This window comes from Achromobacter sp. GbtcB20, from assembly GCF_019091095.1.
GTDB classification, from domain to species: domain Bacteria; phylum Pseudomonadota; class Gammaproteobacteria; order Burkholderiales; family Burkholderiaceae_B; genus Achromobacter; species Achromobacter mucicolens.
In genome coordinates this window covers 72,922-96,821 of sequence record NZ_JAGXJZ010000016.1, presented here as the reverse complement: position 1 = coordinate 96,821, position 23,900 = coordinate 72,922, and the positions used below count along the sequence as shown (strand labels likewise).

Genomic DNA, 23,900 nt, shown 5'->3' with positions numbered 1-23,900 from the left:
TCAGATTCCCTCGGGCGCATCTACACGCCCCGCGCACCCCAGGCCACCGCCACGCCGGGCTCGGGTGAGTTCAGCTTGGCGGGCGCTGGGGCGGGTGGGGTTCTTAAGGTTCTTGCCTGGGCTTGCGCGGCTCTGAAGCATTTTGCGGGGCCCGCGCCCGGTTGGCCGCGCGGGCGGCCTCCGGGCGCTCACGCGGTGTCTTGCGTCCGAGGATGACGCTTCGCGCTTGCGGTGGGGGCGCCGGACGCCGCTGCCTCCGGTGTCTGACACCCTTGGGGCACATCCTTGGCATGACGGCAGTCTCTGCAGGGTGTCAGACACCTTGTCTACACCTTGTCTGCTTGAATGGGCGGCTGGGTTGGCGGCCGCTGCCATAAAATGCGGGCCATGAACTCGCCCGAACTCATTCCTGAACCCGCCGATCTCGACCGTCGTTTTGGCGCGCTGTCGCGCCTCTATGGTCCTGAGGCGCCTTCGCGTATCCGTAATGCCCATGTTGCCGTTGCCGGGCTTGGCGGCGTGGGGTCGTGGACGGTGGAGGCGCTTGCTCGTTGCGGGGTGGGGGCGTTGACGTTGATCGATCTGGATCACATTGCCGAATCCAACGTCAATCGGCAGATCCATGCGTTGAGTTCGACGCTTGGGCAATCCAAGGTCGACGCGATGGCCGAGCGGGTGTTGGCGATCAATCCCGAATGCCGCATTACACGGGTGGACGACTTTGTGTCGCCGGAGAACGTGGGCGAGGTGTTGCCGGGGCCTTATACGGTCATCATCGATTGCACGGATCAGGCGGCCGCGAAGATTGCGATGATTTTGCATGCGCGGCGGCTTGGGGTGCCGATGCTGCTGTGCGGCGGCGCGGGCGGGAAGACGGATCCGTTGGCGTTGCGGGCGGGGGATCTGTCGGGGGCGGTCAATGATGCGCTGCTCTCGAAGCTGCGCAACAAGTTGCGGCGCGAGCATGGGTTTCCGCGGGCGTCGGACAAGAACGGCAAGGCGCTCAAGCGGGTGCCGAAGATGGGCGTGCACGCGTTGTGGTTCGACCAGCCGGCGATTTTGCCGGATGCGTGGACCCGCCCTCGGGAAGGTGAAGATGATATGGGCGCGTCGGGTCTGAACCTGGCGCCGCAGGGCCTGTCCTGCGCGGGTTATGGGTCGGTGGTGACCGTGACCGCCGCCATGGGCATGGCGGCGGCGAACGAGGCTTTGCGGCTGGCGGTCTGAGGGCCGCCGGGGTGGGGGCGCCTCCATGCCTGAGCGCCGCGGTGCCTCAACGGTCAGACGCCACGTCGCTGCGTCCGGCGCGCAAATGACTCATAGCGCCACAAACACCACGCCATCCTCAATCCGCACGGGATACGTCGCGATGTTCTCGCGCAGCGGGGAACACAGGGCGCGGCCGTCGCGGATGTCGAAGCGGCCCTGGTGCAGGGGGCATTCGATTTCGTGGCCGGTAAGGAAGCCGTCGCAGAGTCGGGCGTTGCCGTGCGTACAGAGGTTGTCGGTGGCGTAGACTTCGCCGTCGACGCCGTATAGCGCAATCTCCTTGCCGCCCGCCTCGACGGCGATGACGTCTTCGTCGGGCACGTCATCGCGTCCGATGGCCTTGATCCATTGCACACTCATGATTCGTCTCCTGGTCAGATGGGGTAGATCAGCGAGTTCGGGATCAGCTCGCTGTCGAAGATGCATAGCCGCGATTCGAATTTCAGGCCGTCGGGCGTCTGTCGGATGACGTCCAGATAGCGGCCGACGTTGAAGACGGTGGTGAGCTGGCTGGGTTTGGTGCGGAAGATGGCGTAGTTGGCCTCGGATTCGATGCGGCCGTCCTGCACCAGCAGCACGCGTGGGGCGCCGACGACATGGCGCTGGTAGTAGGGGTCGTGGAAGATGGTTTCGGTGGCGCCGTAGATGCGGTCCTTCAGCATTCCGCGGCTCTCGAAGGCCATGGTCGCGAGCGGAAATCCGCGTTCGTGGTTCTCGCGCGGCAGCACCTTGTAGACGCAATCTTCCACGAAGAAGTCGGGCCATTTTTCCCATTCGCCGGCGTCCAGCGCGGCCGCGTAGTCGGTGTAGAGGCGGGTGAGCTGGTAATAAAGCGGAAAGTCCAGCATGTCACGCCTCCATGACGCGGCGCCAGTACGCGTACATGCCGCGTATGAGCGTTTCGGTGACCATGTGGTCGGTGTTTTCGGCGGTCTTGCCGCCCAGTTCGGCGACGCTGCGGTGCCACGGTTTCTGTTCAAAGCCGGATTGCGAGAATTCGATGACCTCGCCGTCGTCGGCGGACACGAAACCGGCGGGCCCGAACAGGTTGGCCTGGCGCAGGCGGCGTTGGGTCATGTCGGGGGTGTCGTCGGCAAATCCGAAATGGGTCCAGACGAAGTCGAAGGCGTCATGGCCGACGGGCTGGATGTGGCGGGTAGATAGCGAATTGACCTGCTGCTGGATGATGACGCTGGGAAACAGCGTCATGAGCACGGCGGTGGGGCCGTTCCACCAGGGTTCCTGCACGATGTCCAGAAAGCGGTCGTCGTTCAGCGACATCTGCTCCTTGAAGCTGGACACGCCGCTGGTGACGGTGCTTTTGCCGCCCTGGCCGCGCGTGGAGATCATGGCGGCGTGGCGGAAATGGCGGTCCATCTTCAGTTCGGACCGGTTGTCCGCGCGCCATAGCCCGAAGGTGACGAACCAGGTGTGCAGGAGGCCGGGGTGGTAGGGGTCTTTGATGTTCTCCTGCATCAGCTTCCAGTTGCCGGGAATGCGCTGGCGGCTGTAGCCGTGGATCACCAGTTCGCGGCCGTCGAAGACGCGGTCGAAGTAATGGGCGATGTCGGGCCCCAGGTAGTCTTCCAGCGGTTCGACGTCATGGTCGAACGACGCGAAGACGACGCCGTTGCGCGCGGCCACCGCCAGCTTGGTCAGGCCGTGTTCCTCGGGCTTGAAGTCGGGCGGCATGCCGCCGTTGATCTTGCCGTCCTGCTTGACGCCGCGGCGGAAGGGCACGCCGATCAGGTTGCCTTGCAGGTCGTAATTCCATTGGTGGTATGGGCAGACGAACTCGCTGCGGTTGCCGGCGCGTTCGCGGCAGAACTGCACGCCGCGATGGGCGCAGACGTTTTCCACGACGCGCACTTCGCCGTCGTTGTCGCGCAGCAGGATGACGGAGCGCTCGCCCACGACCGTGCGCTTGAAGTCGCCGGGATTGGGGATTTCGGCTTCAAGGCCCACGTAGCTCCAGTGGCCGCGGTAGAAGAAGCGTTCCAGTTCCCGCTGGTGCAGCGCCGCATCGGTGTAGACGCCGAAGGGGATGCGATGCGAGCCGTCGCCTTGCCAGGGCGGGACGATATGGATGGGTTGTTCGGGGGCGTTCATGGACGGCCCCTGCGACAGGACGTGAGGCGGCGATGCGTGCGGACGCGCATGATTTGTCTCCATTTTCAGCTGGCCGCGTGGCGGCCGGGCAGTGCCTTGCGCGGCTTGGGCGCAGGCATTTTTCTGCATCATCGGGCACGCCCCGAGATTAATAAATAGAATCTGGCTTATTACATAAATCACCAAAATCAATATTGGTGGAGACAAGCGCATGAACCTGAAAGACGTGGATCTGAATCTGCTCGTCGTCTTCAATGAATTGCACAAGCATGGCCGGGTGTCGGCGGCGGCGGAAAGCCTGGGGATTTCACAGCCGGGCGTCAGCAACGCGCTCGCCCGCTTGCGCAAGCTGCTGGGCGACGAGCTGTTTCTACGGACCTCGCGCGGGATGGTGCCGACGCCCTATGCCGAGAGCCTGGCCCAGCCGATTGCCGATGCGCTTGCCGCGCTGCAGGGCACGCTGAACGCGCGGGTGGCGTTCGATCCCGCGCGCAGCGAGCGGGCGTTTGTGATCGGGGTGAATGATGTGGGCGAAACCTACTTCCTGCCGCGCCTGATGCGGGCGCTGGATCAGGTTGCGCCGGGCGTGACCATTCGCACGGTGCGCACCACCTCGATCGACGTGCGGGACGAGATGGAGCGGGGCCGCATGGATCTGGCGATGGGCTTTCTGCCCGGGCTGAAAGGCGGATTCTTCCAGCGCCGGCTGTTCCGTCAGCCGTATGTCTGCATCTTCCGGCAGGACCATCCGCTGGCGCGCTCGGGCGTGTCGGCGCGGCAGTTCCGCGCGGCCGAGCACGTGGCCATTGTGTCCGAGGGCACCGGCCACGGCGTGGTGGACGAAGTGATCGCGCGCGCTGGCATCCGCCGGCGGCTGCGGCTGACGGTGCCGCACTTCATGGCGGTGGGGCCGGTGCTGCAGGCCACCGACATGATCGCGGTGGTGCCGCAGCGCTTTGCCGACTGCGCGTGCGGCCCCTTTGGCCTGGCATCCGCGCCCTGTCCGGTGAAGATCCCGGAATCCGTCATCAACGTGTTCTGGCACGCCCGCAACCACCGCGAGGCTGCCAACCAGTGGCTGCGGCAGGTGGTGGTGGACGTGTTTGCGGATTGATGCCGCGGCGGGCGGGAGGCTGCGCTACGCCTCGCGGAACGTCACGGTGAACCACCCGCGCAGCGCGTTCGACAACCGGATCTCGTCGGCGGCATGCAGGTCGGCCAGGGTCAGCACGCGTTCTTTCGCCTCGCCGGCATCGAGCAGTTGCGCGCGCTGCACGCCGGGCAGGCAGCCGCTGTCGACGGGCGGGGTGTACCAGTTGTCGTCCATGCGCAGATAGACGTTGCTGCGGCTACCTTCGCAGAGTTCGCCGCGCTCGTTCAGGTAGACCAGGTCGAAGATGTGCGGATGCGAAGGCAGCCATTCGATCGTCTTGGTGTACCAGGGGCGGTGCGTGGTCTTGTAGCGCAGCAGGGGTTCCGAGGACCGCAGCGCCTCGGGCGCGAGCATCACTTCCTGGTGCGCGGGCAGGGGCGGCAGGACGGCGGTCTGGATGTGGCGGCTGCCGTCGCGCGCGACCAAGAGGCGCAGGCGATGCGGTCCGGCGGAGGACAGGGCCATGACGGCGAGAAGGATGTCGCCTTCGACGTCGCGGCCGCCCCAGACGTAACCCAGCGCCTTGCAGGACGCTTCCAGACGGTGGAGGTGGCGCGCCAGCAGGGGCACGTTGCCGGACGATTCCACCAGGATGGTCTCGATCAATTCGGGTTGCATGGGACTCTCCTGGAATAAGCCGGTCATGGCCGGGCCAAGCCGCGCTCTATGCTACTACCGGCCGTGAGGTTTGCGCTGTCAGGCGCGCAGGATGCGGGCTTTCCAGTGGCATTCCTGCCATTCGCCGGCGGGGTCCGAATCGTAAACGATGCCGCCGCCGACGCTGTAGACGCCGTGGCCGTGCTGGTCCAGGACCAGGGTGCGGATTGCGACGTTCAAAGAAAAATCGCCATCCGGGGCCAGCCATCCGACGCTGCCGCAATACAGGCCGCGCGGGGCGGTTTCCATCTGGCGGATGCGGCGCATGGCCGCGACTTTCGGGGCGCCCGTGATCGACCCGCACGGAAACAGGGCGTGCAGCACGTCCGACAGCGTGGCGTGCGGCGCGGTGGCCGATACGGTGGACGTCATGGTCCAGACCGTGGGGTAGCGCTCCAGCGAAAAGAGCGCGTCGACCTTGACCGAACCGGGCTCGGCCAGGCGGCCCAGGTCGTTGCGCAGCAGGTCCACGATCATCAGGTTTTCGGCGCGGTTCTTGTCGCTGGCCAGCAGTTCCTGGCCCAGGCGTTCGTCTTCGGCCGGGTCGGGATGACGCGGCGCGGTGCCTTTCATGGGCCGGGTTGTCAGCCGGGCGCCGTCGCGCCGGACGAAAAGCTCGGGCGAAAACGACAGCACCGTGCGAGCACCGTCCTGGATGTAGGCGCCATGGGCGACCGGATTGCGCGCCGCGATGCGGCGGTACAGCGTGGCCGGGTCGCCCTGAAAGCCGACGTCGAGCGGCTGCGTGAAATTGACCTGATACAGCTCGCCGTCCTGGATCAGGCCGCGGATGGCGTCGATCTGGCGCACGTAGGCGGCCTCGGTCATGCGCGGCGCGGGCAGGCTGATGGAGGCGGACGGCGCGTCGGGGGCCGGCGCTTCCCACGGCGTCTCGTCGATCTTGCGGTCGAACACCAGCGCGGTCAGGCGAGGCGGCCCGTCGTCGCACGGCGGCGTCCACGGGCCGGCCGGCGCGGGACGAGTGGCCTCGGGCAGCAGCCATTCGCCCAGCTCGTAATCCAGCAACAGCGCGATCCAGCGGCCTTCGCGCCGCGCGGCCTCGATGGCGGCCAGCGCGGGCGCGACCTCGGCGGCCGAGCGCGCTTCGATCCGGGCGCGAAAGCCGTCCAGGCGCAGGGCGCGCCCGGCCAGCCGGTCTTCAAAACGACAATCCATGATGGCTTACGGCTGTTGTTGCGCAAGGAACTCCGTCAGGACGCGGCCCGTATGGGAATGGTCGGCCAGCGTCATCACGTGCTCGGGCGAGCCTTCGCCCACCAGCTGGCCGCCGCCCGTGCCGCCCTCGGGACCCAGGTCCAGCAGCCAGTCGGCCTCGGCGATCACGTCCAGGTTGTGTTCGATCACCACCACCGTGTTGCCCGCCTCGACCAGGCGGTGCAGCACGTGGATCAGCTTTTCGACGTCCGCCATCGACAGGCCGACCGTCGGCTCGTCCAGCACGTACAGCGTGTGCGGGATGCGCGAGGCGCGGCCGGTCTTGATCAGCCCATCGGTCAGGCGGGCCTTGGACAGCTCGGTCACCAGCTTGATGCGCTGCGCCTCGCCGCCCGATAGCGTCGGCGACGGCTGGCCCAGCGTCAGGTAGCCCAGCCCCACGTCCTGCATCAGCTGCAACGGACGATGGATCTTGGGATGCGCCGCGAAGTAGCCGATGGCGTCGTCCACTTCCATGGACAGCAGATCGCCGGCGTTCTTGCCGCGCATCTGCACGCTGAGCGTGTCGTTGTTGAAGCGCGCGCCGTTGCAGGCGTCACACGGTACCTTCACGTCGGGCAGGAAGTTCATTTCGATGGTGCGCATGCCCTGGCCTTCGCAGATCGGGCAGCGGCCATCGCCGGTATTGAACGAGAAGCGCGCCGCCGTCCAGCCGCGCATGCGGGCCTCGCGGGTGTCGGCGAACTGCTTGCGCACGTCGTCCCAGAAGCCCACGTAGGTGGCCGGGCACGAACGCGGCGTCTTGCCGATGGGCGTCTGGTCCACTTCCAGCACGCGGTCGATGGCTTCCCAGCCCTTGATGCTTTCGCAGCCCGCCCAGCCGGGGGCCTTGCCCTGCGAGACGGCCTGGGTCAGGTTGTCCAGCAGGACCTCGCGCGCCAGCGTGGACTTGCCCGAGCCGGACACGCCGGTCACCACGCTCAGGCGGCCCACCGGAATGCGCGCGTCCACGCTGCGCAGGTTGTGCAGGCGCGCGCCGCGGATCTCGATCATGGGCGTGTCGGCCTCGACCGGACGGCGGCCCTGCAGCGGATGCGCCAACGGCGTCTTCAGGTAGCGGCCGGTCACGGATTCGGGCGCGTCGATCACGTCCTGCACGGTGCCTTGCGCCACCACGCGGCCGCCGCGGATGCCCGCGCCCGGCCCGATGTCGATGACGTGCGAGGCGCGGCGGATGGTGTCGTCATCGTGCTCGACCACCACCAGCGTGTTGCCGTTGCCTTCCAGGCGCGCCAGCGCGTCCAGCAGGATGCGGTTGTCGCGCGGATGCAGGCCGATGGTGGGTTCGTCCAGCACGTAGCAGACGCCCTGCAGGTTGGAGCCCAGCTGCGCGGCCAGCCGGATGCGCTGCGCCTCGCCGCCGGACAGCGTGGGCGCGGCGCGGTCCAGCGCCAGGTAGTTCAGGCCGACTTCCTGCATGAAGTTCAGGCGGCCCCGGATCTCGGCCAGGATGTCGCGGGCGATCTCGCCTTCGCGGCCACGCGCCACCAGGCCGGTGAAAAAGGTATGCGCGTCCGACACCGGCAGCGACGCCAGTTCGGCAATCGACTTGTCGCGCCAGCGCACGGCGCGCGCCACGCGGTTCAGCCGCTGGCCGTCGCACTGTGTGCAGGTCTTGGCCTCGCCTTCGTACCACGCGTTCCAGGCGGTTTCCTCGCCGGTCTGTTCTTCGTCAAAGCCCTGCAATTGCAGGCCCGTTCCGTAGCAGCCCGTGCACCAGCCGTGCTTGGAGTTGTACGAGAAAAGGCGCGGATCGGGTTCGGGGAAGCTGGTGCCGCAGGACGGGCACGCGCGCTTGACCGAGAAGTGCTGCTGCTGCAGTTCGCTGTTCAGCGCCTCGTGCAGCTTGTTGACCGGCCACACCACCGACATCACGCCCTGGCCGTTTTCCAGCGCGCTCTTGACGGCCGCGCGCAGCTCGGCCTCGTTGGCCGGGTCCACGACCACGTCCGCCACCGGCAGTTCGATCGTGTGTTCCTTGTAGCGGTCCAGGCGCGGCCACGGGGCCACGGGAATGAACTCGCCGTCCACGCGCAGGTGGGAATGGCCCTTTGAGCCGGCCCACTTGGCAAGATCCGTGTAGTAACCCTTGCGCGCGGTGACCAGCGGCGCCAGGAGGCCGATGTGCACGCCCTTGTGCTCGCGCAAGAGGCGCGCCACGATCTGGTCGGTGTTCTGCGGCTCGACCGCCACGTTGCAGTCCGGGCAGTACTGCGTGCCCAGCTTCACGTACAGAAGGCGCAGGAAGTGGTGGATTTCCGTCATCGTGGCCACGGTGGACTTGCGGCCGCCGCGGCTGGTGCGCTGTTCGATCGCCACGGTGGGCGGGATGCCGAAGATGGCGTCCACGTCCGGCTTGCCGGCCGGCTGCACGATGGCGCGCGCGTAGGCGTTCAGGGATTCCAGATAGCGCCGCTGGCCTTCGTTGAACAGGATGTCGAATGCCAGCGTGGACTTGCCCGATCCGGACACGCCCGTGATGACCGTGAACTTGTCGTGCGGGATCTCGACGCTGATGTTCTTCAGGTTGTGTTCGCGCGCGTTGCGGATCTCGATGGCCATGCTGCCCTGGCGGCGTTCGCGCACCAAGGATTGCAGCGGCGTGCCCACGCCCGCGCCGTATTCGGCTTGCGGCTCGGCGATGCGCGCGGTCAGGCCCGCCTGCTCGGCTATCTGCGCGTCGGCGTCGCTGCGGACCACCACGTCGGCCGCGCCGCCGGCGACGGCGTCGGCCGGCAGGATGCTGACCTCGTAGTCGCGCAGGGCGGCGCCCGTGTGCGACTTGGGGTTGTCCATCAGGTCCTGCGGCGTGCCGGTGCCCATGACCAGGCCGCCGGCGTCGCCGCCTTCCGGTCCCAGGTCGATCAGCCAGTCGGCCGCGCGGATCACGTCCAGGTTGTGTTCGATGACGAGCAGCGTGTGGCCCGCGGCCAGCAGCTTGCGGAACGCGCGCATCAGGCGCGCCACGTCGTCAAAGTGCAGGCCGGTGGTGGGCTCGTCGAACAGGAACAGGCTGCCCTTCTTGGCGACCTTCGCGGTGGAGATGCCGCTGCGCGCCGCCTCGGCCAGGTGGCCGGCCAGCTTCAGGCGCTGCGCCTCGCCGCCCGACAGGGTCGGCACGGGCTGGCCCAGCCGCACGTATTCCAGGCCCACGTCCGCCAACGGCGCAAGGCCCGTCTGCACGTCGCGCAGGCCCTTGAAGAAGTCCAGCGCCTCGCTGACGGTCATTTCCAGCACTTCGTCGATGGACGCGCTCTTGCCGAGGTGTTCGACCCGCACTTCCAGGACTTCGGGGCGGAAGCGCTTGCCGTCGCAATCCGGGCAGCGCAGGTAGACGTCGGACAGGAACTGCATTTCGACGTGTTCGAACCCGGTGCCGCCGCAGGTCGGGCAGCGGCCGTCGCCGCCGTTGAAGCTGAACGTGCCGGCCGTGTAGGCGCGCTCGCGCGCCAGCGGGGCCTGGGCAAACAGCTTGCGGATGGCGTCGAACGCGCCGACGTAGCTGGCCGGATTGGAGCGCGCGGTCTTGCCGATGGGCGTCTGGTCCACCATCACGACGTCGGCAATCTGCTCGGCGCCCAGCAGGCGGTCGAACGCGCCCGGCGCTTCCGACGGCTTGCCCTTCTGCTTGAGCAGGGCGGGGTAGAGCACATCCTGCACCAGCGTGGACTTGCCCGAGCCGGACACACCGGTCACGCAGACCAGGCGACCGAGCGGCAGTTCGACCGACACATTCTTCAGGTTGTGCGCATTGACGCCTTCGAGCAGCAGGCGCGGTGTGTTGGCCGCCACCGGCATCGGACGCGGCGCTTCCACGCGCAGGCGGCCGCCCAGGTAGTCGCCCGTCAGCGAGGGCGCGGCGCGCAGTTGCGCGGGCGTGCCGTCGAAGACGATGCGCCCGCCGCGTTCGCCGGGGCCGGGGCCGATGTCGATGATGCGGTCCGCGGCCACCATGACCTGCGGATCGTGCTCCACGACGACCAGCGTGTTGCCGGCGTTGCGCAGGCGGTGCATGACTTCCACCACGCGGTGCATGTCGCGCGGGTGCAGGCCGATGGAGGGCTCGTCCAGCACGAACAGCGTGTTCACCAGCGAGGTGCCCAGCGCCGTGGTCAGGTTGATCCGCTGGACCTCGCCGCCGGACAGCGTGCGGCTCTGACGGTCCAGCGTCAGATAGCCCAGCCCCACGTCGCACAGGAACTTCAGGCGCGCGCGCACCTCGGTCATGAGCAGGTCGGTGGCCGCGTCCAGCGCGCCCGAGAACGACAGCGTGTCGAAGAATTTACGAACGCGTTCGATCGGCAGCAGCATCACGTCGTGCAGGCACAGCCCGTCCAGGCCGTTGAGCTGTTCGCGGCTCCAGGTGGTGCCGACGGGCATGAAGCGCTTGTAGCGGCCGTCTTCCGGCGGCAGCACGGCGTCGGCTTCCTCCTTGTTGCCCAGGCGCCAGAGCAGGGCGTCGGGCTTCAGGCGCGCGCCGTTGCAGGTGGGGCAGGGCGTGTAGCTGCGGTACTTGGACAGCAGCACGCGCACGTGCATCTTGTAGGCCTTGGTCTCCAGCCAGTCGAAGAAGCGCTGCACGCCGTACCACTGGTGCTTCCAGGCGTCGTTGCCGCCCTTCCAGTCGGGCGTGCCGTACAGGACCCAGCGCTTGTGCTCGTCGCTCATGTCCTTCCAGGGCACGCCCAGCGGCACGCCCGCGCGCGGCGCGTACTTTTGCAGGTCGTCCTGGCATTCCTTGTAGGACGGCGTGGTCCAAGGCTTGATGGCGCCTTCGAGCAGGGTTTTTTTCTCGTCGGGGATGACCAGGCCGAAGTCGATGCCGATGACGCGGCCAAAGCCGCGGCAGGCCTCGCAGGCGCCCAGCGGCGAGTTGAACGAGAAGCTGCTGGGCAGCGGGTCGGTGTATTCGATGTCGCAGTCGGCGCAGTGCAGCCGGTCGCTGTACTTCCAGATATGCGCGTTGCCGCCGTCGGCATCCATGACGTAGACGGCGATGTGGCCGGCGCCCATGCGCAGCGCCGTGTCCAGCGCTTCCATGATGCGTTCGCGCTCGGTGCCCGCGAAGCGGAAGCGATCCTGGATGACGTGCAGGATGCGGCGTTCCTCGGTGACGGCCTTGGCGGTCTTCGTGGTCTTGGCCTTCTTGGCGCCCTTGGCGGGGGCGGCGGCGCGCGGCATGGCGGTTTCCTCGGCGTGCACGCGGGTGTAACCCTGCTGCTCAAGGAAGCCGCGCACTTCGTCTTCGGTGAAGTTGGCCGGCACGGCGATCGGGAAGGTCACGACCAGACGCGGGTCGCCCGCTTGCGCGGCGCGCTCGGCCAGCGAGTGATAGACGGATTCGGGCGTGTCGCGCCGCACCAGCTTGCCGCAACCGCGGCAGTAGAGCTTGGCGCCGCGCGCGAACAAGAGCTTCAGGTGATCGTTCAGTTCGGTCATCGTGCCGACCGTGCTGCGCGAGCTGCGCACCGGATTGGTCTGGTCGATGGCGATGGCCGGCAGGATGCCCTCGATGCGGTCCACCTGCGGCTTGTCCATGCGGTCCAGGAACTGGCGCGCATAGGGCGAGAAGGTTTCCACGTAACGCCGCTGCCCCTCGGCGTACAGGGTGTCGAATGCCAGCGAACTTTTGCCGGACCCCGACACCCCGGTGACGACGACCAGTTCGCCGGTGGCGATGGTCAGATCCAGGTTCTTGAGATTGTTCTGGCGGGCGCCAACGATGCGGATATGGGAGCTCATGGACGGTATCGTAGCCTGACGAAGGGAGCATGCCGGCGCGGCGATCCATCGCTGGTTCCGGGCGCGTCGATATGGAATAATTGACTATATTGTGAGGCGTCAGTCCATAATGTGGACAGATGGCGCCTCGGTAGCTGTACAAATAAACAGTATCGCAGATTCGTCTGAAAATCGCGCTGGTCGCGTTGCGCATCTGCCTGGGCTATCGCCTTTATTTGGGGACGTGTGTGCAGGAATCCAAGGTGGCCGGCGCGGCGGCGTTCGGCAAATTCATGGCGGTGCTGCAAGCGGTGGCCGATGCGCCGCAGCCGCCGACGGCCCCCGTGCTGGCCCGCACCTGCGGCTATCCCCGCCCCACCGTCTACCGCATCCTGGCGGCGCTTGCCGAGCAGGGAATGGTCGCGGAAAGCGGGGGCGCCTATCGCCTGGGCACGCGCCTGATGTCGCTGGCCAGCAAGGCCTGGTCCCAGTTCGACCTGCGCGCCGCGCTGGCGCCGGACCTCCAGGCGCTGCGCGACCAGACCGGAGAAACGGTCCATCTGGCCGTTCCCGCCGGCCACGAAATGATCTACATCGACAAGCTGGAAAGTCCTGGCCCGGTGCGCATGGTGTCGCGCGTGGGGGCGTCCGTGGCGCTGCATTCCAGCGCCGTCGGCAAGGCCTACCTGGCCGCGCTGGATGAGGCCTCGCGGGAACGCCTGCTGCAGGATCTGCCGCTGTCGTCCCGGCTGCCCGCCACGCTGACCAGCCTGCCCGCGTTGCGCGAGGCGCTGGGCGCGGCGGCCGAGCAGGGCTACGCTATCGACAACGAGGAAAACGAACCCGGCATCGTCTGCTACGGCGTCGCGCTGTGCGACGGCGCTGGCCGGCCGGTTGCGGGCGTCAGCGTCAGCACGCTGCTGTTCCGCCGGGCCGGCGACCCGCAGGCCGCCTATATCGACCCCTTGCTGCGGCTGCGCGACGCCGCCGCGGCCAAACTCGCCGTCCTGCCGGTATCGTCCGGCGGCAACTGATCGCTCGCTCCAGAGGAAATCCATGACCGCAACCGCTGCTCCCATCGCCTCCAAGCTCGCCGCCCTGCTGGCTGCCCGCGTCGTGCCCGTGCTGCGCTACACCGACGCGGCCGCCGCCGCCTATGCCGCGGAAGTCGCGGTCTCGGCCGGCTGCACCACGCTGGAACTGACCTGGACGATCCCCAACGTCACCGACCTGGTGCGCGCCCTGCGCGACAAGCACGGGGCCAGCCTGCTGCTGGGCGTGGGGACGGTGCTGGACGAATCCCAGGCGCGCGAGGCGCTGGTGGCGGGCGCGGACTTCCTGGTCTCGCCCGCCCTGGCGCACGAGATCGTGGACATGGCCCACGCCGCCGACGCGCTGTGCATGCTGGGCGCCTTCACCCCGTCCGAAGTCCTGGCGGCGCGACGCGCGGGCGTGGACGTGGTGAAGGTGTTTCCGGCCGACACGGGCGGCCCCAAGCACCTGGCCGCGCTCAAGTCGGTGTTTCCGGACACGATCTTCTGCCCCACGGGCGGCATCACGCAGGAAAACATGGGCACGTACTTCACCGCGGGCGCGGGGCTCGTGGGCATCGGCAGCAATCTCTACGACAAGGCCGCCTTCGCGTCGCGCGACACCGCCGCGCTGGTGGCGCAGATCACCCAGACACGCGAGGCCGCCCATGGCTGATTTCGATATCGTGGCGCTGGGCGAGCCGCTGGTCGAACTGAACCAGACGCACAAGGGCCAGCGGCAATACCTGCAGGGGTTCGGGGGCGACACCTCCAACGCGGTCATCGCGGCGGCCCGGCAGGGTGCGCGCTGCGCGTATCTGACCCGGGTCGGCAATGACGCCTTCGGCAAGCAGTTCCTGGACCTGTGGCAGGCCGAGGGCGTGGACACCACCGGCGTCGAGGTCGACGACGATGCCCACACCGGCCTGTATTTCGTGCAGCACGGGCCGGACGGCCACGCCTTCAGCTATCTGCGGCGCGGTTCGGCCGCCAGCCTGATGACGCCGGCCAGCCTGGATGCCGGCCTGATCGAGCGCGCCCGGTTCCTGCACGTCTCGGGCATCAGCATGGCCATCAGCACCACGGCCTGCGACACGGCGTTTGCCGCCATCGCGCGGGCGCATGCCGCCGGCGTGCAGGTCAGCCTGGATTCCAACCTGCGGCTGCGCCTGTGGCCCGTGGACCGGGCCCGCGCCATTTTGCGCGAGGCGATGCGCGCCGCAGACGTGTTTCTGCCCAGCATGGACGACATGCAGCATCTCACCGGCAACGACGACCCGGAGCGCACGCTGGACTGGATCCGCGATGGCGGTGCGCCGGGCGTGGTGGTGCTCAAGCTGGGCAAGGACGGCTCCATCATCGACGACGGCCACACCCGCACCCCGATGCCGGCGCTGCGCGTGCAGGCCGTCGACGCGACGGGCGCGGGGGATTGCTTTGCCGGCAGCCTGCTGGCGCGCCGTTGCCAGGGCGACGCCTGGGAAGACGCCGTGCGCTACGCCAATGCGGCGGCGGCGCTGTCCACGCTGGGCTATGGCGCGGTCGATCCGCTGCCGCGGGCCGAGCAGGTCTGGGAACGGCTGAAAGACGCCTCAACCTAGCCAAAAACCGGCCGGTTGGCGTCCTTTCCGGATTTCAGGCTAAAATGCCAAGTTATCCGAATTTTTTCCGCCAGCCCGATTTCCGGTTGTGCGGGCCAATTTCCGCGAATTCAACAGGAGAAATCAACATGGCTGAACGCAAACGCGTGCGTCGTAACACCCTGGAACGCCGTTGCCTGGGCAAGGCTTTCAAGCGCTTGTTCGTCAAGTCGCCCAAGGGTGTGTTCAAGATGCTGGAAAAGATCAAGCGCGTCTAAATGACGCGTCTGGCTCGGCGGTCGTCAAAACCTGCCGGGCCCGATCAAAAAAAACCGCAGGGCGCGAGCCTTGCGGTTTTTTTTCGTCTGCGCGGCGCATCAGCCTTGCGGGGGGCCGAGCTTGGGACGAATGAAATCCATGAATGCGCGGGTCTTGGCCGGTTGAATGCTGGACGGGTACACCACGTAGATCGAGATCGGGTCCACCGACCAGCCCGGCAGCACCCGCCGCAGCGAATTGCGCTGGATGATGGGCTCCAGGGCATGGCAGTGCGGCATCCGCGTGATGGCCAGGTCAAGGCCGGCCAGCGTGCCGGCGATGCTCATGTTATTGGCGGCCAGGTGACCCGTGACCGCGACGCGCTGCGAGATCGCGCCGTTGTTCAACGTCCAGTACGAGTGCTCCTCGTCGATCGTCGTGCGCAGGCATTGATGCTGCGACAGGTCGGCCGGCGTCTGCGGCGTGCCATGACGTTCTATATAGCGGTCGGACGCATACAGGTGCGTTTCCAGCGAAACCAGCTCCTGCACCACGGCGCCTTCGATGGCGCGATGCGGCGTGCCGTTGCCATTGCCGTTCCCGGCGGAGGCGCCCGGGTAGTCGGCCTCGCGGCCAAACCGCAGCACCACGTCGAATGGCGTGCCCTGCGCGTCCGATGCCGTCATCATGCTCAGGTCGAACTCGCACTCCACGTCGGGATAGCGATCGGTGAAATCGCTGATGGTCTCGGGCAGCAGCCACATGGCCAGGCTATAGGGCATGGACACGCGCAGATTGCCCGACGGGCCGCCCGACAGCGAGAGCAGCTGCTCGTGCGCCAGGCGGGCTTCGTCGATGAGGCCTTGGCAACGGCGCATGTAGGCCGCGCCCGCATCCGTCAGATCGAGCCGGCGCGTGTTGCGGTTGATGAGCCGCAGGCCGATGGCGCGCTCCAGTTCGTTGATCCGGCGCGAAAGCGTGGAGGTGGGCATGTCCAGCGCGCGCGCCGCCTGGCTGAAGCTCTTGCGCTTGGCCACCTCGACGAACAAGGCGATGTCATTGAGCTGGACGGGCGAGGCTTCCATAGGCGTTCCGAATTGGGCCGCCCGAGTTTACGCCAGTCCGCTGCGCGCCCCAACGGCCGCGGCCGGGCGCGTTATCAAAAAAAAACCGCACGGTTTGTCAGATTTGATTGCAAATTCCAAAGACGTGCCATCGGTTGGCGCAGGCATATCCCCTACACTTCAGGCGAAATCATAAGAACCAAGACCGCAGCGGTTTCTGGAAGATCGCAAGGGGCACAGCAGGCATGACCGATACACCGATTTTTTTCACTGTTCTGACGCCGACCTACAACCGGGCAGGGACCCTGCACCGCGTCTACGAATCGCTCTGCCGGCAGACCTTCCGGGATTTCGAATGGGTCGTCGTGGACGATGGCTCCACCGACAACACGCACGAGTCCATCCTGCACTGGCAGTCGCTGGCGGATTTTCCGATCCGCTATGTCTGGCAGAACAACCAGCACAAGAAGACCGCCTTCAACCGTGGCGTGCGCGAGGCGCGCGGCCAGATGATCGTTGGCCTGGACAGCGACGACGAAATGCCCCCCGACGCGCTGGCCATCTTCCATGAAGCCTGGAACGCCATTCCGCCCGCGCGCCGCGACTCGTACTTCGCCATAACCGGCCTGTGCGCGCGGCCCGACGGCAGCATCGTGGGCGACCGCTATCCGCAGGATGTCTTCGACAGCACGGCGGTGGACGTGTATTTCCGCTATCGCATCAAGGGCGAGAAATTCGGCTGTATGCGCACCGACATCCTGCGCAAGTATCCGTTTCCCGAGGACGTGGCGGGCTTCGTGCCCGAAAGCCTGGTGTGGTGGGCCGTCGCCCGCGCCGGCTATCTAAGCCGCTTCATCAACCGCGTCGTGCGCACGTATCACGACACGCCCGGCGGGCTGAGCCAGGGGGCGGTATCGGTGGCGAACAACGCCCAGGGCCTGTATCTGCTGGCCTGGGACATGCTGCAGCATCACCTGGAATTCTTCCGCTACCGTCCACGCGAATTCATGATGGCCGCGGCGCGCTACACGCGCTTCAGGCTGCACCTGAAACATTCAGGCGTGCCCACGGCCGTCCAGGCTTACCGCCTGACCCATCCGGTCGCGACGTTCCTCGTGGCCGTCATGTACCCGCTGGGCTACGCGCTATACCGCCGCGACCGGCGGCGCGGCGTGGCCTAATCCCAGATAGACCTCCACCACGCGCGGATCCTGCGCCACGTCGGCCGCGGGGCCTTCCAGCGTGACGGCGCCGGTTTCCAGCACGTAGGCGTAATCGGCCACCTGCAGCGCGGCGCGCGCGTTCTGTTCGATCAGCAGGATGGACACGCCCATCTCGCGCAGCCGCGCCACGATGCGAAAGACCTCGCGCACGATGCGCGGCGCAAGCCCCAGGCTGGGTTCGTCCAGCATCAACAGGCGGGGCTTGGCCATCAGCGCGCGTCCCACCGCCAGCATCTGGCGCTCGCCGCCGGACAGCGTGCCGGCCAGTTGGACCCGCCGTTCGCGCAGCCGGGGAAACAGGTCATAGACCTCGGCCAGCGTCTGGTCCTGGTCGCGCAGGCCGCGGCGGTAGCGGTCGAAAGCGCCCAGCATCAGGTTGTCCTCGACCGTCATCTCGGCAAAGAGCTCGCGCTTTTCCGGCACCAGGTTCATGCCGGCGGCGACCATTTCCTCGATCTCGGCGTGCGCTTGCGTCTTGCCGCCAAAGACGATGCCGCCCTGCGACGGCAGCACGCCCATGATGGCCGACAGCAGCGTGGTCTTGCCCGCGCCGTTGGGACCGATGACGGTGACGATCTGGCCTTCGCCCACTTCCAGGCTGACGCCCGAGACCGCTTCCACCTTGTCGTAGGCCACGCGCAGGTCGCGCACTTGCAGCAGTTTCGCGCTCATTCTTCCACTCCGCCCAGATAGGCTTCAAGCACTGCGGGATTCTGCTGGATCTCGGCCGGCAGGCCTTCGGCGATCTTCTCGCCGAAGTCCATGACCACCACGCGATCCACCAGGCCCATCACGAAATCCATGTCATGTTCGACGAGCAGGATGGCCATGCCTTCGGCGCGCAGGCGTTTCAGCAATTCGGCCAGCTCGCATTTTTCCTGGTAGCGCAGGCCCGCCGCAGGTTCGTCCAGCAGCAGGATGCACGGGTCCGAGGCCAGGGCGCGCGCGATTTCCAGGATGCGCTGCTGACCCAACGCCAGCGAGCCGGCCTCGTCGTGCAGATGCTTGCCCAGTCCCACGCGCTCGACCTGGCGCGCGGCTTCGGCCAGCAGACGGGCTTCTTCCGGACGGTCCAGCCGCCAGGCAGCCGGCAACACGCCGCGATGCCCGCGCAGGTGCGCGCCGATGGCCACGTTTTCCAGCACGCTCATGCGGCCCAGCAGCCGCACGTGCTGGAAGGTGCGCGACAGTCCCAGGCGCGCGATCTTGCGCGCGCCCACGCCGGCGACCGGCTGGCCCAGCAGCGTGACCTGTCCCGAGGTCGGCGTGTCCACGCCGGATATCTGGTTGAACATCGTGCTCTTGCCGGCGCCGTTCGGGCCGATCAGCGCCAGCACTTCGCCCGCGCGGATCTCCAGGTTCATGGCGTTGTTGGCGACCAGGCCGCCGAACTTGCGCGTCACGTCCACGGCTTTGAGCACCACCTCGCCGCGCGGCGGCATGGTGCGGCGGGGCAGCGGATCGGCGGTCATGTCGACCGTGCGCGGCTTGCGCTTGACCGGCACCCAGCGCGTCAGCACGGGCCACAGGCCGCTGCGGGCGCGGTGCAGCAGCAGCACCATGCCGAAGCCGAAGACGATCACTTCGAAGTTGCCGGTCTGGCCCAGCACATTGGGCAAGAGGTCCTGCAGCCATTGCTTGAGCACCGTGAAGACGCCCGCGCCCACCAGTGCGCCCCACACCTGCCCGGCGCCGCCGATGACGGTCATGAACAGGTATTCGATGCCCATCTGCAGGCCGAAGGGATTGGGGTTCACGAAGCGCTGCATGTGCGCGTACAGCCAGCCCGACGCGCAGGCCTGCAAGGCCGCGATGACGAAGATCACCATGCGCGAGCGCGCCGTGTCCACGCCCATCGATTCGGCCATCACGCGTCCGCCCTTGAGCGCGCGGATCGCGCGGCCTTCGCGCGAGTCCAGGAGGTTCTGCGTGGACCAGATGGCGACCAGCAGGAAGGCCCAGATCAGGTAGTAGATGTTGCCGCCCTGGTTGAGCGTCCAGCCGAACAGGCTGATGGCCGGAATGTCGGGAATGCCGGTGTGACCGCCCAGACCTTCGACGGAGCCGAACACGAAATACAGCGACAGGCCCCAGGCGATGGTGCCCAGCGGCAGGAAGTGGCCGGACAGTTTCAGCGTGATGGCGCCCAGCAGGTACGCAAGCGCCAGCGTCAGGGCCAGGCCGGCCAGCAGCGTGAGCCAGGGCGACGCGCCCAGCCAGCCCAGCCACGCGGGCAGCGTGTCCGCGCGGGTGGTCAGGAGCGCTGTCGTGTAGGCGCCCACGCCCACGAAGGCGGCCTGCCCGAAGCTGGTCAGGCCGCCCACGCCGGTCAGCAGCACCAGGCCCAGCGCCACCAGCGCGTACAGGCCGATGTAGTTCAGCAGCGTCACGTAGAAAGGCGGCAGCACCAGGGGGCCGAGCGCCAGCAGAGCCAGGAAGGCGAGGAGGATGTGGCGCGGGGTCATTCGTCTTCTTCCTCGACGTGATGGCTGTTGAGTGAACGCCAGAGCAGCACGGGGATGATCAGCGTGAACACGATGATCTCCTTGTAGGCGCTGGCCCAGAACGACGAGAACGCTTCGATCAGGCCCACCAGCACGGCGCCCGCCGCGGCGAGCGGGTAGCTCACCAGCCCGCCGATGATGGCGCCGACGAAGCCCTTCAGGCTGACCATGAAGCCTGAATCGAAATACATGGTCGTGATCGGCGCGATGAGAATGCCGGACACGGTGCCGATCAGCGCCGCCAGAAAGAACGTGGCCTTGCCCGCGAACACGGGCGAGATGCCCATCAGGCGCGCGCCGATCCGGTTGAACGCCGCGGCGCGCAGCGCCTTGCCGTACATCGAGCGTTCAAAGAACTGGTACAGCACGACGATCAGCACCACCGACACCGCCACGACCCACAGCGCCTGGCTGTTCACGTTGACCGGACCCAGCGACAGGCTGGCGTCGCTGAAGGGCGCCGTGCGCGCGCCTTCCGCGCCGAAGGCGAGCAGCCCCAGGCCGACGAGCGCCAGGTGGACCGCGATGGACACGATCAGCAGCACCAGCGTCGAGGCCGACGCGATCGGCTGATAGAACAGGCGATAGAGCTGCGGTCCCATCGGCACCAGCAGCAGCAACGTCAGAAGCGCCTGCACGGCCATCGGCAACTGCGCCAGCGGCAGGCGGTACAGCAGCAGCGCAAGCGCCAGCGGATAGATCACCTTGGCCGCCATGCGCCAATGGGCGCCGCGCCGGGCGGGCCGTTTGCGGCGCGCCATCAGGTCGGCGGCGGTCTCGGCCAGCGCGAACGCGAGCAGCAGCCACACCAGCAGGATGGGCTTGCCGGCCTGCATGGCGGCCATGGTGAGCGCGCCAAACGCGACGAACTCGCCCTGCGGGATGAACAGGACGCGGGTGACGGTGAAGACCAGCAGGATGGACAACGCCAGGAGCGCGTAGATGGCGCCATTGGTGATGCCGTCCTGCCCGAGTATCAAGGCAATCTGAGCATTCATACAGAATTCCAATAAGCGGATGTCCCCCCCGAAGCGCTGCGCGCTTCCCCCCAGGGGGCATGCCTGCGGACCGGCGGAGCCCGGATCCGCGGCATCCCGATGGGACGCGCAGAGCCTGCATTCTGGCGACGCCCGCAGCGCATGTGAGCGTGGGGGGAGATCCTTTTACTTGACTAGCGTCCAGTTGCCGTCTTTGACGGTGATGAGCTCGCGGCCGCGTTCGTCAAAGCCGCTGTGGTCTGCCGCGCTCATGTTGTAGACGCCTTGCGTGCCGACCAGCTCCTTGGTCTGCTCCAGCGCATCGCGCAGGGCGCTGCGGAACTCCTTGGTGCCCGGCTTGCCGGCCTTCTCGGCGATCGGCACGGCCTTCTCCAGCAGCAGGCCGGCGTCGTAGACGTTGGCGCCGAAGGTGGCGGGCTTGGAGCCGTTGAGCTTTTCGTAGGCGGCGATGTAGTCGGCGGCGACCTTCTTGGACGGATTGCTGTCCGGCATTTCCGGCAGCACCAGCATCAGGCTGGCGGCCAGCACCGTGCCTTCGACCTTCTTGCCGCCCAGCTTCAGGAAGTCGGGCAGCGCGGCGCCGTGGGTCTGGTAGAACTTGCCCTTGTAGCCCTGGTCGAACAGCGTGGTCTGCGGCAGCACGCTGGCGGCGCCCGGCGCGGCCACCAGCACGGCGTCCGGCTTGGCGGCCAGGATCTTCAGCGCCTGGCCCGTGACCGAGCTGTCAAAGCGCAGGTAGCGTTCGTTGGCGGTGATCTTGATGCCCTTTTCCGCGGCCAGTCCCGAGAAAACCTTGTACCAGTTCTCGCCGTACGGGTCGTTCAGGCCGATGAAGCCGACAGTCTTGATGCCGGTCTTGGCCATGTGGTCCACCAGCGCGCGCGCGATGATGTCGTCGTTCTGCGTGGTCTTGAACACCCACTTCTTCTGATCGTTCATCGGCAGCACCACCGCGGCGGTGCCCACCGGCGCCAGCATCGGCACGCCGGCCTCGGCGGCGAATTGGATCACGCCCATGGCGTTGGGCGAACCCGACGGGCCGATCAGCGCGTCCACGTTCTGCTCCGTGATCAGTTTCTTGAAGGCCGTGACCGAGTTGGTCGAGTCGCTGGCGTCATCCAGCGAGATGTATTCCACGGTCAGGTCGCCGATCTTCTTGGGCAGCAGCGGCACCGTGTTCTTTTGCGGAATCCCGACCAGCGCGGTGGGGCCGGTGGACGAGGTGACCACGCCGACCTTGACTTGGGCCAGGGCGGGCAGGGCGAACAAGGCGGCGACGGCAGCGACGGCGGCCAGGGGGAGTTTCTTCGACAGCATGGCAAAACCTCCGGGGTAGGGAGCAGAGTGGGAGTGCGGCTGGAAAGCGGAGAAAACGGGAACTGCGGGAATACTTGTTGCTTAAAGTTTCTTACCTTCAAGGATCAGCACTGTAGACCCGGGTCCCGGTGCTTACCTATCCGTCAAAACCCGAAGCGACGGTCAGATGGTGATCGAGCTGACGCTCGCACCGCCGCAGACGAACAGCGTCTGGCCGGTCACGAAGCTGTTGGCGGGATCGGCAAAGAACATGACGGCGCGCGCCACGTCGTCCGAACGGCCCAGCCGCTTGACCGGGATGCCCTCGGCAAGCTGCCGTTCGCGCTCGCTGCCGGCTTCGATCACCTCGTAGAACATGTCGGTCTGGATGGGGCCGGGCGCCACCACGTTGACCGTGATGCCGAAAGGCGCCAGTTCCAGCGACCAGGTGCGCGCCATGCCGATCATGCCGGCCTTGGTGGCCGAGTAGGCGGTGCGCGTGGGCAGGCCCAGCGCGCCGCGCGAGGACATCATCACGATGCGGCCGAACTTGCGTTCCTGCATGCCGGGCAGGGCCGCCTGGACCAGGCTGACCGCCGCGCCCAGGTGGATCTGCGTCAACCCATGCAGTTCTTCCTGCGTGACCTGCGGCAACAGGTTCGGCCAGATCACGCCGGCGTTGTGGATAACGTGGCTGACCGGAAACTTCGCGGCGACCTCGGCGCCCGCCTGCGCGGTGGCGGCGGCATCCAGCAGGTCCACCTGCACGTTGTGCAGCCGCGGATGCGAGAAATCCGCCGCGCGGCGCGCCATCGAGATCACCTCGTAGCCCGCGTCGAGCATGCTGCGGCAGATTTCCGCGCCGATGCCGGCGCTGCCGCCGGTCACGATGGCCACATGGGTTTGCGTCATGGTTTCCCCCTTTGATTATTGGTGTGGGCGGGACGGCGTCAGGCCGTGGGCGCCAGCGCCAGCACGCGCAGCGGGCTGCCCGAGCCGCTGCGGATCTTGAGCGGCGCCGAGAAGATCACCGCGCCGGTGGCCGGCAGCTGGTCCAGGTTGGTCAGGCACTGCAAGCCGTAGCGGTTGTTGCCGTGCATGTAGTAGTGGCAGGGATAGGGCGGATCCAGATGCTGGGCTTGCCCGGCGTCCGTGCCCACCGATTCGGTGCCGAACCCGTGCACGTCGCGTTCCTTGATGAGCCACGGCACGACCTCGGCGTCGGGGCCGGGCGAATGCGCGCCGTCGGCCTGCATGTTCAGGTAGTCGGCGGGCTTGGCGCGCTTGGACCAGTCGGTGCGCATCAGCACCCAGGACCGCGCGGGGATACGGCCGTGCTGTTCTTCCCATTTCTTGACGAAGTCGATCGTCAAGAGGAAGTCCGGGTTGCCGGCCGCCTCGGCGGAACAGTCGATCACGCAGGCGCTGGCGATGAAGGCGTCGATGGGAATCGTGTCCACCGTGTTGTCCGGCTGGTCCTTGCCCGTGACCCAGTGCGCGGGCGCATCGAAGTGCGTGCCGGTGTGTTCCGAGCACGAGAAGTTGTTCCAGTACCAGGCCGGACCGCGCTCGTCGTAGCGCGAGATTTCCTCGATCCGGAACGGCCAGGCCTGCCCGAATTCCGGCGGCAGCACGATGGTGGGAAACTCCGGCGTCAGCGTTTCGGTCAGGTCCACCAGGCGGATGCGCCCGGAGACCAGCTCGGTCATGAACTGGGCAAGGATAGGTTGACTCACGATGCGCTCTCCTGTTGGTTCCTGCGGGTGTCGGACACCCATTGCTTCGTAGGTGTCTGACACCC

The 23,900-nt window shown here is 67.1% G+C and carries 20 protein-coding genes; 7 read left to right on the top strand and 13 right to left on the bottom strand.

What is annotated here, in order from left to right; genetic code table 11:
* The first annotated feature begins 378 nt into the window (after positions 1 to 378).
* On the top strand, positions 379 to 1,227 hold the full coding sequence (locus KVT32_RS19905) for a ThiF family adenylyltransferase (protein WP_371825604.1): 849 nt from the start codon (positions 379 to 381) through the stop codon (positions 1,225 to 1,227).
* A 90-nt stretch (positions 1,228 to 1,317) separates the two neighbouring features.
* On the opposite strand, the gene KVT32_RS19900 is transcribed toward KVT32_RS19905, so the two are convergent.
* The 3 genes from KVT32_RS19900 to KVT32_RS19890 are packed head-to-tail and all read right to left on the bottom strand — an operon-like array spanning position 1,318 to position 3,378.
* Complete coding sequence (locus KVT32_RS19900) at positions 1,318 to 1,629, bottom strand: non-heme iron oxygenase ferredoxin subunit (protein ID WP_063953274.1); 312 nt, start codon at positions 1,627 to 1,629, stop codon at positions 1,318 to 1,320.
* A 14-nt stretch (positions 1,630 to 1,643) separates the two neighbouring features.
* Positions 1,644 to 2,117 carry an aromatic-ring-hydroxylating dioxygenase subunit beta gene (locus tag KVT32_RS19895; protein ID WP_217618764.1) on the bottom strand — a complete coding sequence of 158 codons (474 nt, stop codon included), beginning with the start codon at positions 2,115 to 2,117 and terminating at the stop codon, positions 1,644 to 1,646.
* Position 2,118: 1 nt separating this feature from the next.
* Complete coding sequence (locus KVT32_RS19890) at positions 2,119 to 3,378, bottom strand: aromatic ring-hydroxylating dioxygenase subunit alpha (protein ID WP_217618763.1); 1,260 nt, start codon at positions 3,376 to 3,378, stop codon at positions 2,119 to 2,121.
* Between the two features lie 211 nt (positions 3,379 to 3,589).
* On the opposite strand from KVT32_RS19890, the gene KVT32_RS19885 reads away from it, so the two are divergent.
* Positions 3,590 to 4,492 carry a LysR family transcriptional regulator gene (locus KVT32_RS19885; RefSeq protein ID WP_108005037.1) on the top strand — a complete coding sequence of 301 codons (903 nt, stop codon included), beginning with the start codon at positions 3,590 to 3,592 and terminating at the stop codon, positions 4,490 to 4,492.
* A 24-nt stretch (positions 4,493 to 4,516) separates the two neighbouring features.
* Here the strand turns inward: KVT32_RS19885 and KVT32_RS19880 are convergent, their stop codons facing one another.
* From KVT32_RS19880 to uvrA, 3 genes are all read right to left on the bottom strand, one after another.
* Complete coding sequence (locus KVT32_RS19880) at positions 4,517 to 5,149, bottom strand: aminotransferase class IV family protein (protein ID WP_175156643.1); 633 nt, start codon at positions 5,147 to 5,149, stop codon at positions 4,517 to 4,519.
* Positions 5,150 to 5,227: 78 nt separating this feature from the next.
* Positions 5,228 to 6,364 carry an aminodeoxychorismate synthase component I gene (locus KVT32_RS19875; RefSeq protein WP_175156642.1) on the bottom strand — a complete coding sequence of 379 codons (1,137 nt, stop codon included), beginning with the start codon at positions 6,362 to 6,364 and terminating at the stop codon, positions 5,228 to 5,230.
* Between the two features lie 6 nt (positions 6,365 to 6,370).
* On the bottom strand, positions 6,371 to 12,166 hold the full coding sequence (gene uvrA / locus KVT32_RS19870; RefSeq protein WP_217618762.1) for an excinuclease ABC subunit UvrA: 5,796 nt from the start codon (positions 12,164 to 12,166) through the stop codon (positions 6,371 to 6,373).
* Positions 12,167 to 12,393: 227 nt separating this feature from the next.
* Here uvrA and KVT32_RS19865 point away from each other — a divergent pair, with 227 nt between their 5' ends.
* The 4 genes from KVT32_RS19865 (at position 12,394) to KVT32_RS32505 (ending at position 15,034) form a co-directional block, all read left to right on the top strand.
* On the top strand, positions 12,394 to 13,179 hold the full coding sequence (locus tag KVT32_RS19865; protein ID WP_217618761.1) for an IclR family transcriptional regulator: 786 nt from the start codon (positions 12,394 to 12,396) through the stop codon (positions 13,177 to 13,179).
* Between the two features lie 22 nt (positions 13,180 to 13,201).
* Complete coding sequence (locus KVT32_RS19860; RefSeq protein ID WP_217618760.1) at positions 13,202 to 13,852, top strand: bifunctional 4-hydroxy-2-oxoglutarate aldolase/2-dehydro-3-deoxy-phosphogluconate aldolase; 651 nt, start codon at positions 13,202 to 13,204, stop codon at positions 13,850 to 13,852.
* Positions 13,845 to 14,777: a sugar kinase gene (locus KVT32_RS19855; RefSeq protein ID WP_180098889.1), complete on the top strand. Its 933-nt coding sequence runs from the start codon at positions 13,845 to 13,847 to the stop codon at positions 14,775 to 14,777. The genes KVT32_RS19860 and KVT32_RS19855 overlap by 8 nt, the downstream gene beginning before the upstream one ends.
* A 128-nt stretch (positions 14,778 to 14,905) precedes the next feature.
* A complete protein-coding gene (locus tag KVT32_RS32505; protein ID WP_006226408.1) occupies positions 14,906 to 15,034 on the top strand; it encodes a hypothetical protein in 129 nt (42 codons plus the stop codon).
* Positions 15,035 to 15,133: 99 nt separating this feature from the next.
* Here KVT32_RS32505 and KVT32_RS19850 read toward each other — a convergent pair whose 3' ends face one another.
* Positions 15,134 to 16,099, bottom strand: a complete 966-nt coding sequence (locus KVT32_RS19850) for a LysR family transcriptional regulator (RefSeq protein WP_152383535.1) — start codon at positions 16,097 to 16,099, stop codon at positions 15,134 to 15,136.
* A gap of 224 nt (positions 16,100 to 16,323) precedes the next feature.
* On the opposite strand from KVT32_RS19850, the gene KVT32_RS19845 reads away from it, so the two are divergent.
* Complete coding sequence (locus KVT32_RS19845) at positions 16,324 to 17,259, top strand: glycosyltransferase family A protein (RefSeq protein WP_056321085.1); 936 nt, start codon at positions 16,324 to 16,326, stop codon at positions 17,257 to 17,259.
* On the opposite strand, the gene KVT32_RS19840 is transcribed toward KVT32_RS19845, so the two are convergent.
* The 6 genes from KVT32_RS19840 to KVT32_RS19815 all read right to left on the bottom strand — a co-directional run bounded on the left by KVT32_RS19840 (position 17,224) and on the right by KVT32_RS19815 (position 23,835).
* Positions 17,224 to 17,973 carry an ABC transporter ATP-binding protein gene (locus KVT32_RS19840; RefSeq protein ID WP_062840326.1) on the bottom strand — a complete coding sequence of 250 codons (750 nt, stop codon included), beginning with the start codon at positions 17,971 to 17,973 and terminating at the stop codon, positions 17,224 to 17,226. The genes KVT32_RS19845 and KVT32_RS19840 overlap by 36 nt on opposite strands.
* Positions 17,970 to 19,766, bottom strand: a complete 1,797-nt coding sequence (locus KVT32_RS19835; RefSeq protein WP_175156636.1) for an ATP-binding cassette domain-containing protein — start codon at positions 19,764 to 19,766, stop codon at positions 17,970 to 17,972. Before KVT32_RS19835 ends, KVT32_RS19840 begins: the two co-directional genes overlap by 4 nt.
* Complete coding sequence (locus KVT32_RS19830) at positions 19,763 to 20,803, bottom strand: branched-chain amino acid ABC transporter permease (protein ID WP_152383537.1); 1,041 nt, start codon at positions 20,801 to 20,803, stop codon at positions 19,763 to 19,765. Before KVT32_RS19830 ends, KVT32_RS19835 begins: the two co-directional genes overlap by 4 nt.
* A gap of 165 nt (positions 20,804 to 20,968) precedes the next feature.
* On the bottom strand, positions 20,969 to 22,120 hold the full coding sequence (locus tag KVT32_RS19825) for an ABC transporter substrate-binding protein (protein WP_108005030.1): 1,152 nt from the start codon (positions 22,118 to 22,120) through the stop codon (positions 20,969 to 20,971).
* Between the two features lie 162 nt (positions 22,121 to 22,282).
* Positions 22,283 to 23,011 carry an SDR family NAD(P)-dependent oxidoreductase gene (locus KVT32_RS19820; RefSeq protein ID WP_217618759.1) on the bottom strand — a complete coding sequence of 243 codons (729 nt, stop codon included), beginning with the start codon at positions 23,009 to 23,011 and terminating at the stop codon, positions 22,283 to 22,285.
* Positions 23,012 to 23,049: 38 nt separating this feature from the next.
* Positions 23,050 to 23,835, bottom strand: a complete 786-nt coding sequence (locus tag KVT32_RS19815; RefSeq protein WP_152383539.1) for a cyclase family protein — start codon at positions 23,833 to 23,835, stop codon at positions 23,050 to 23,052.
* Positions 23,836 to 23,900 lie beyond the last annotated feature (65 nt).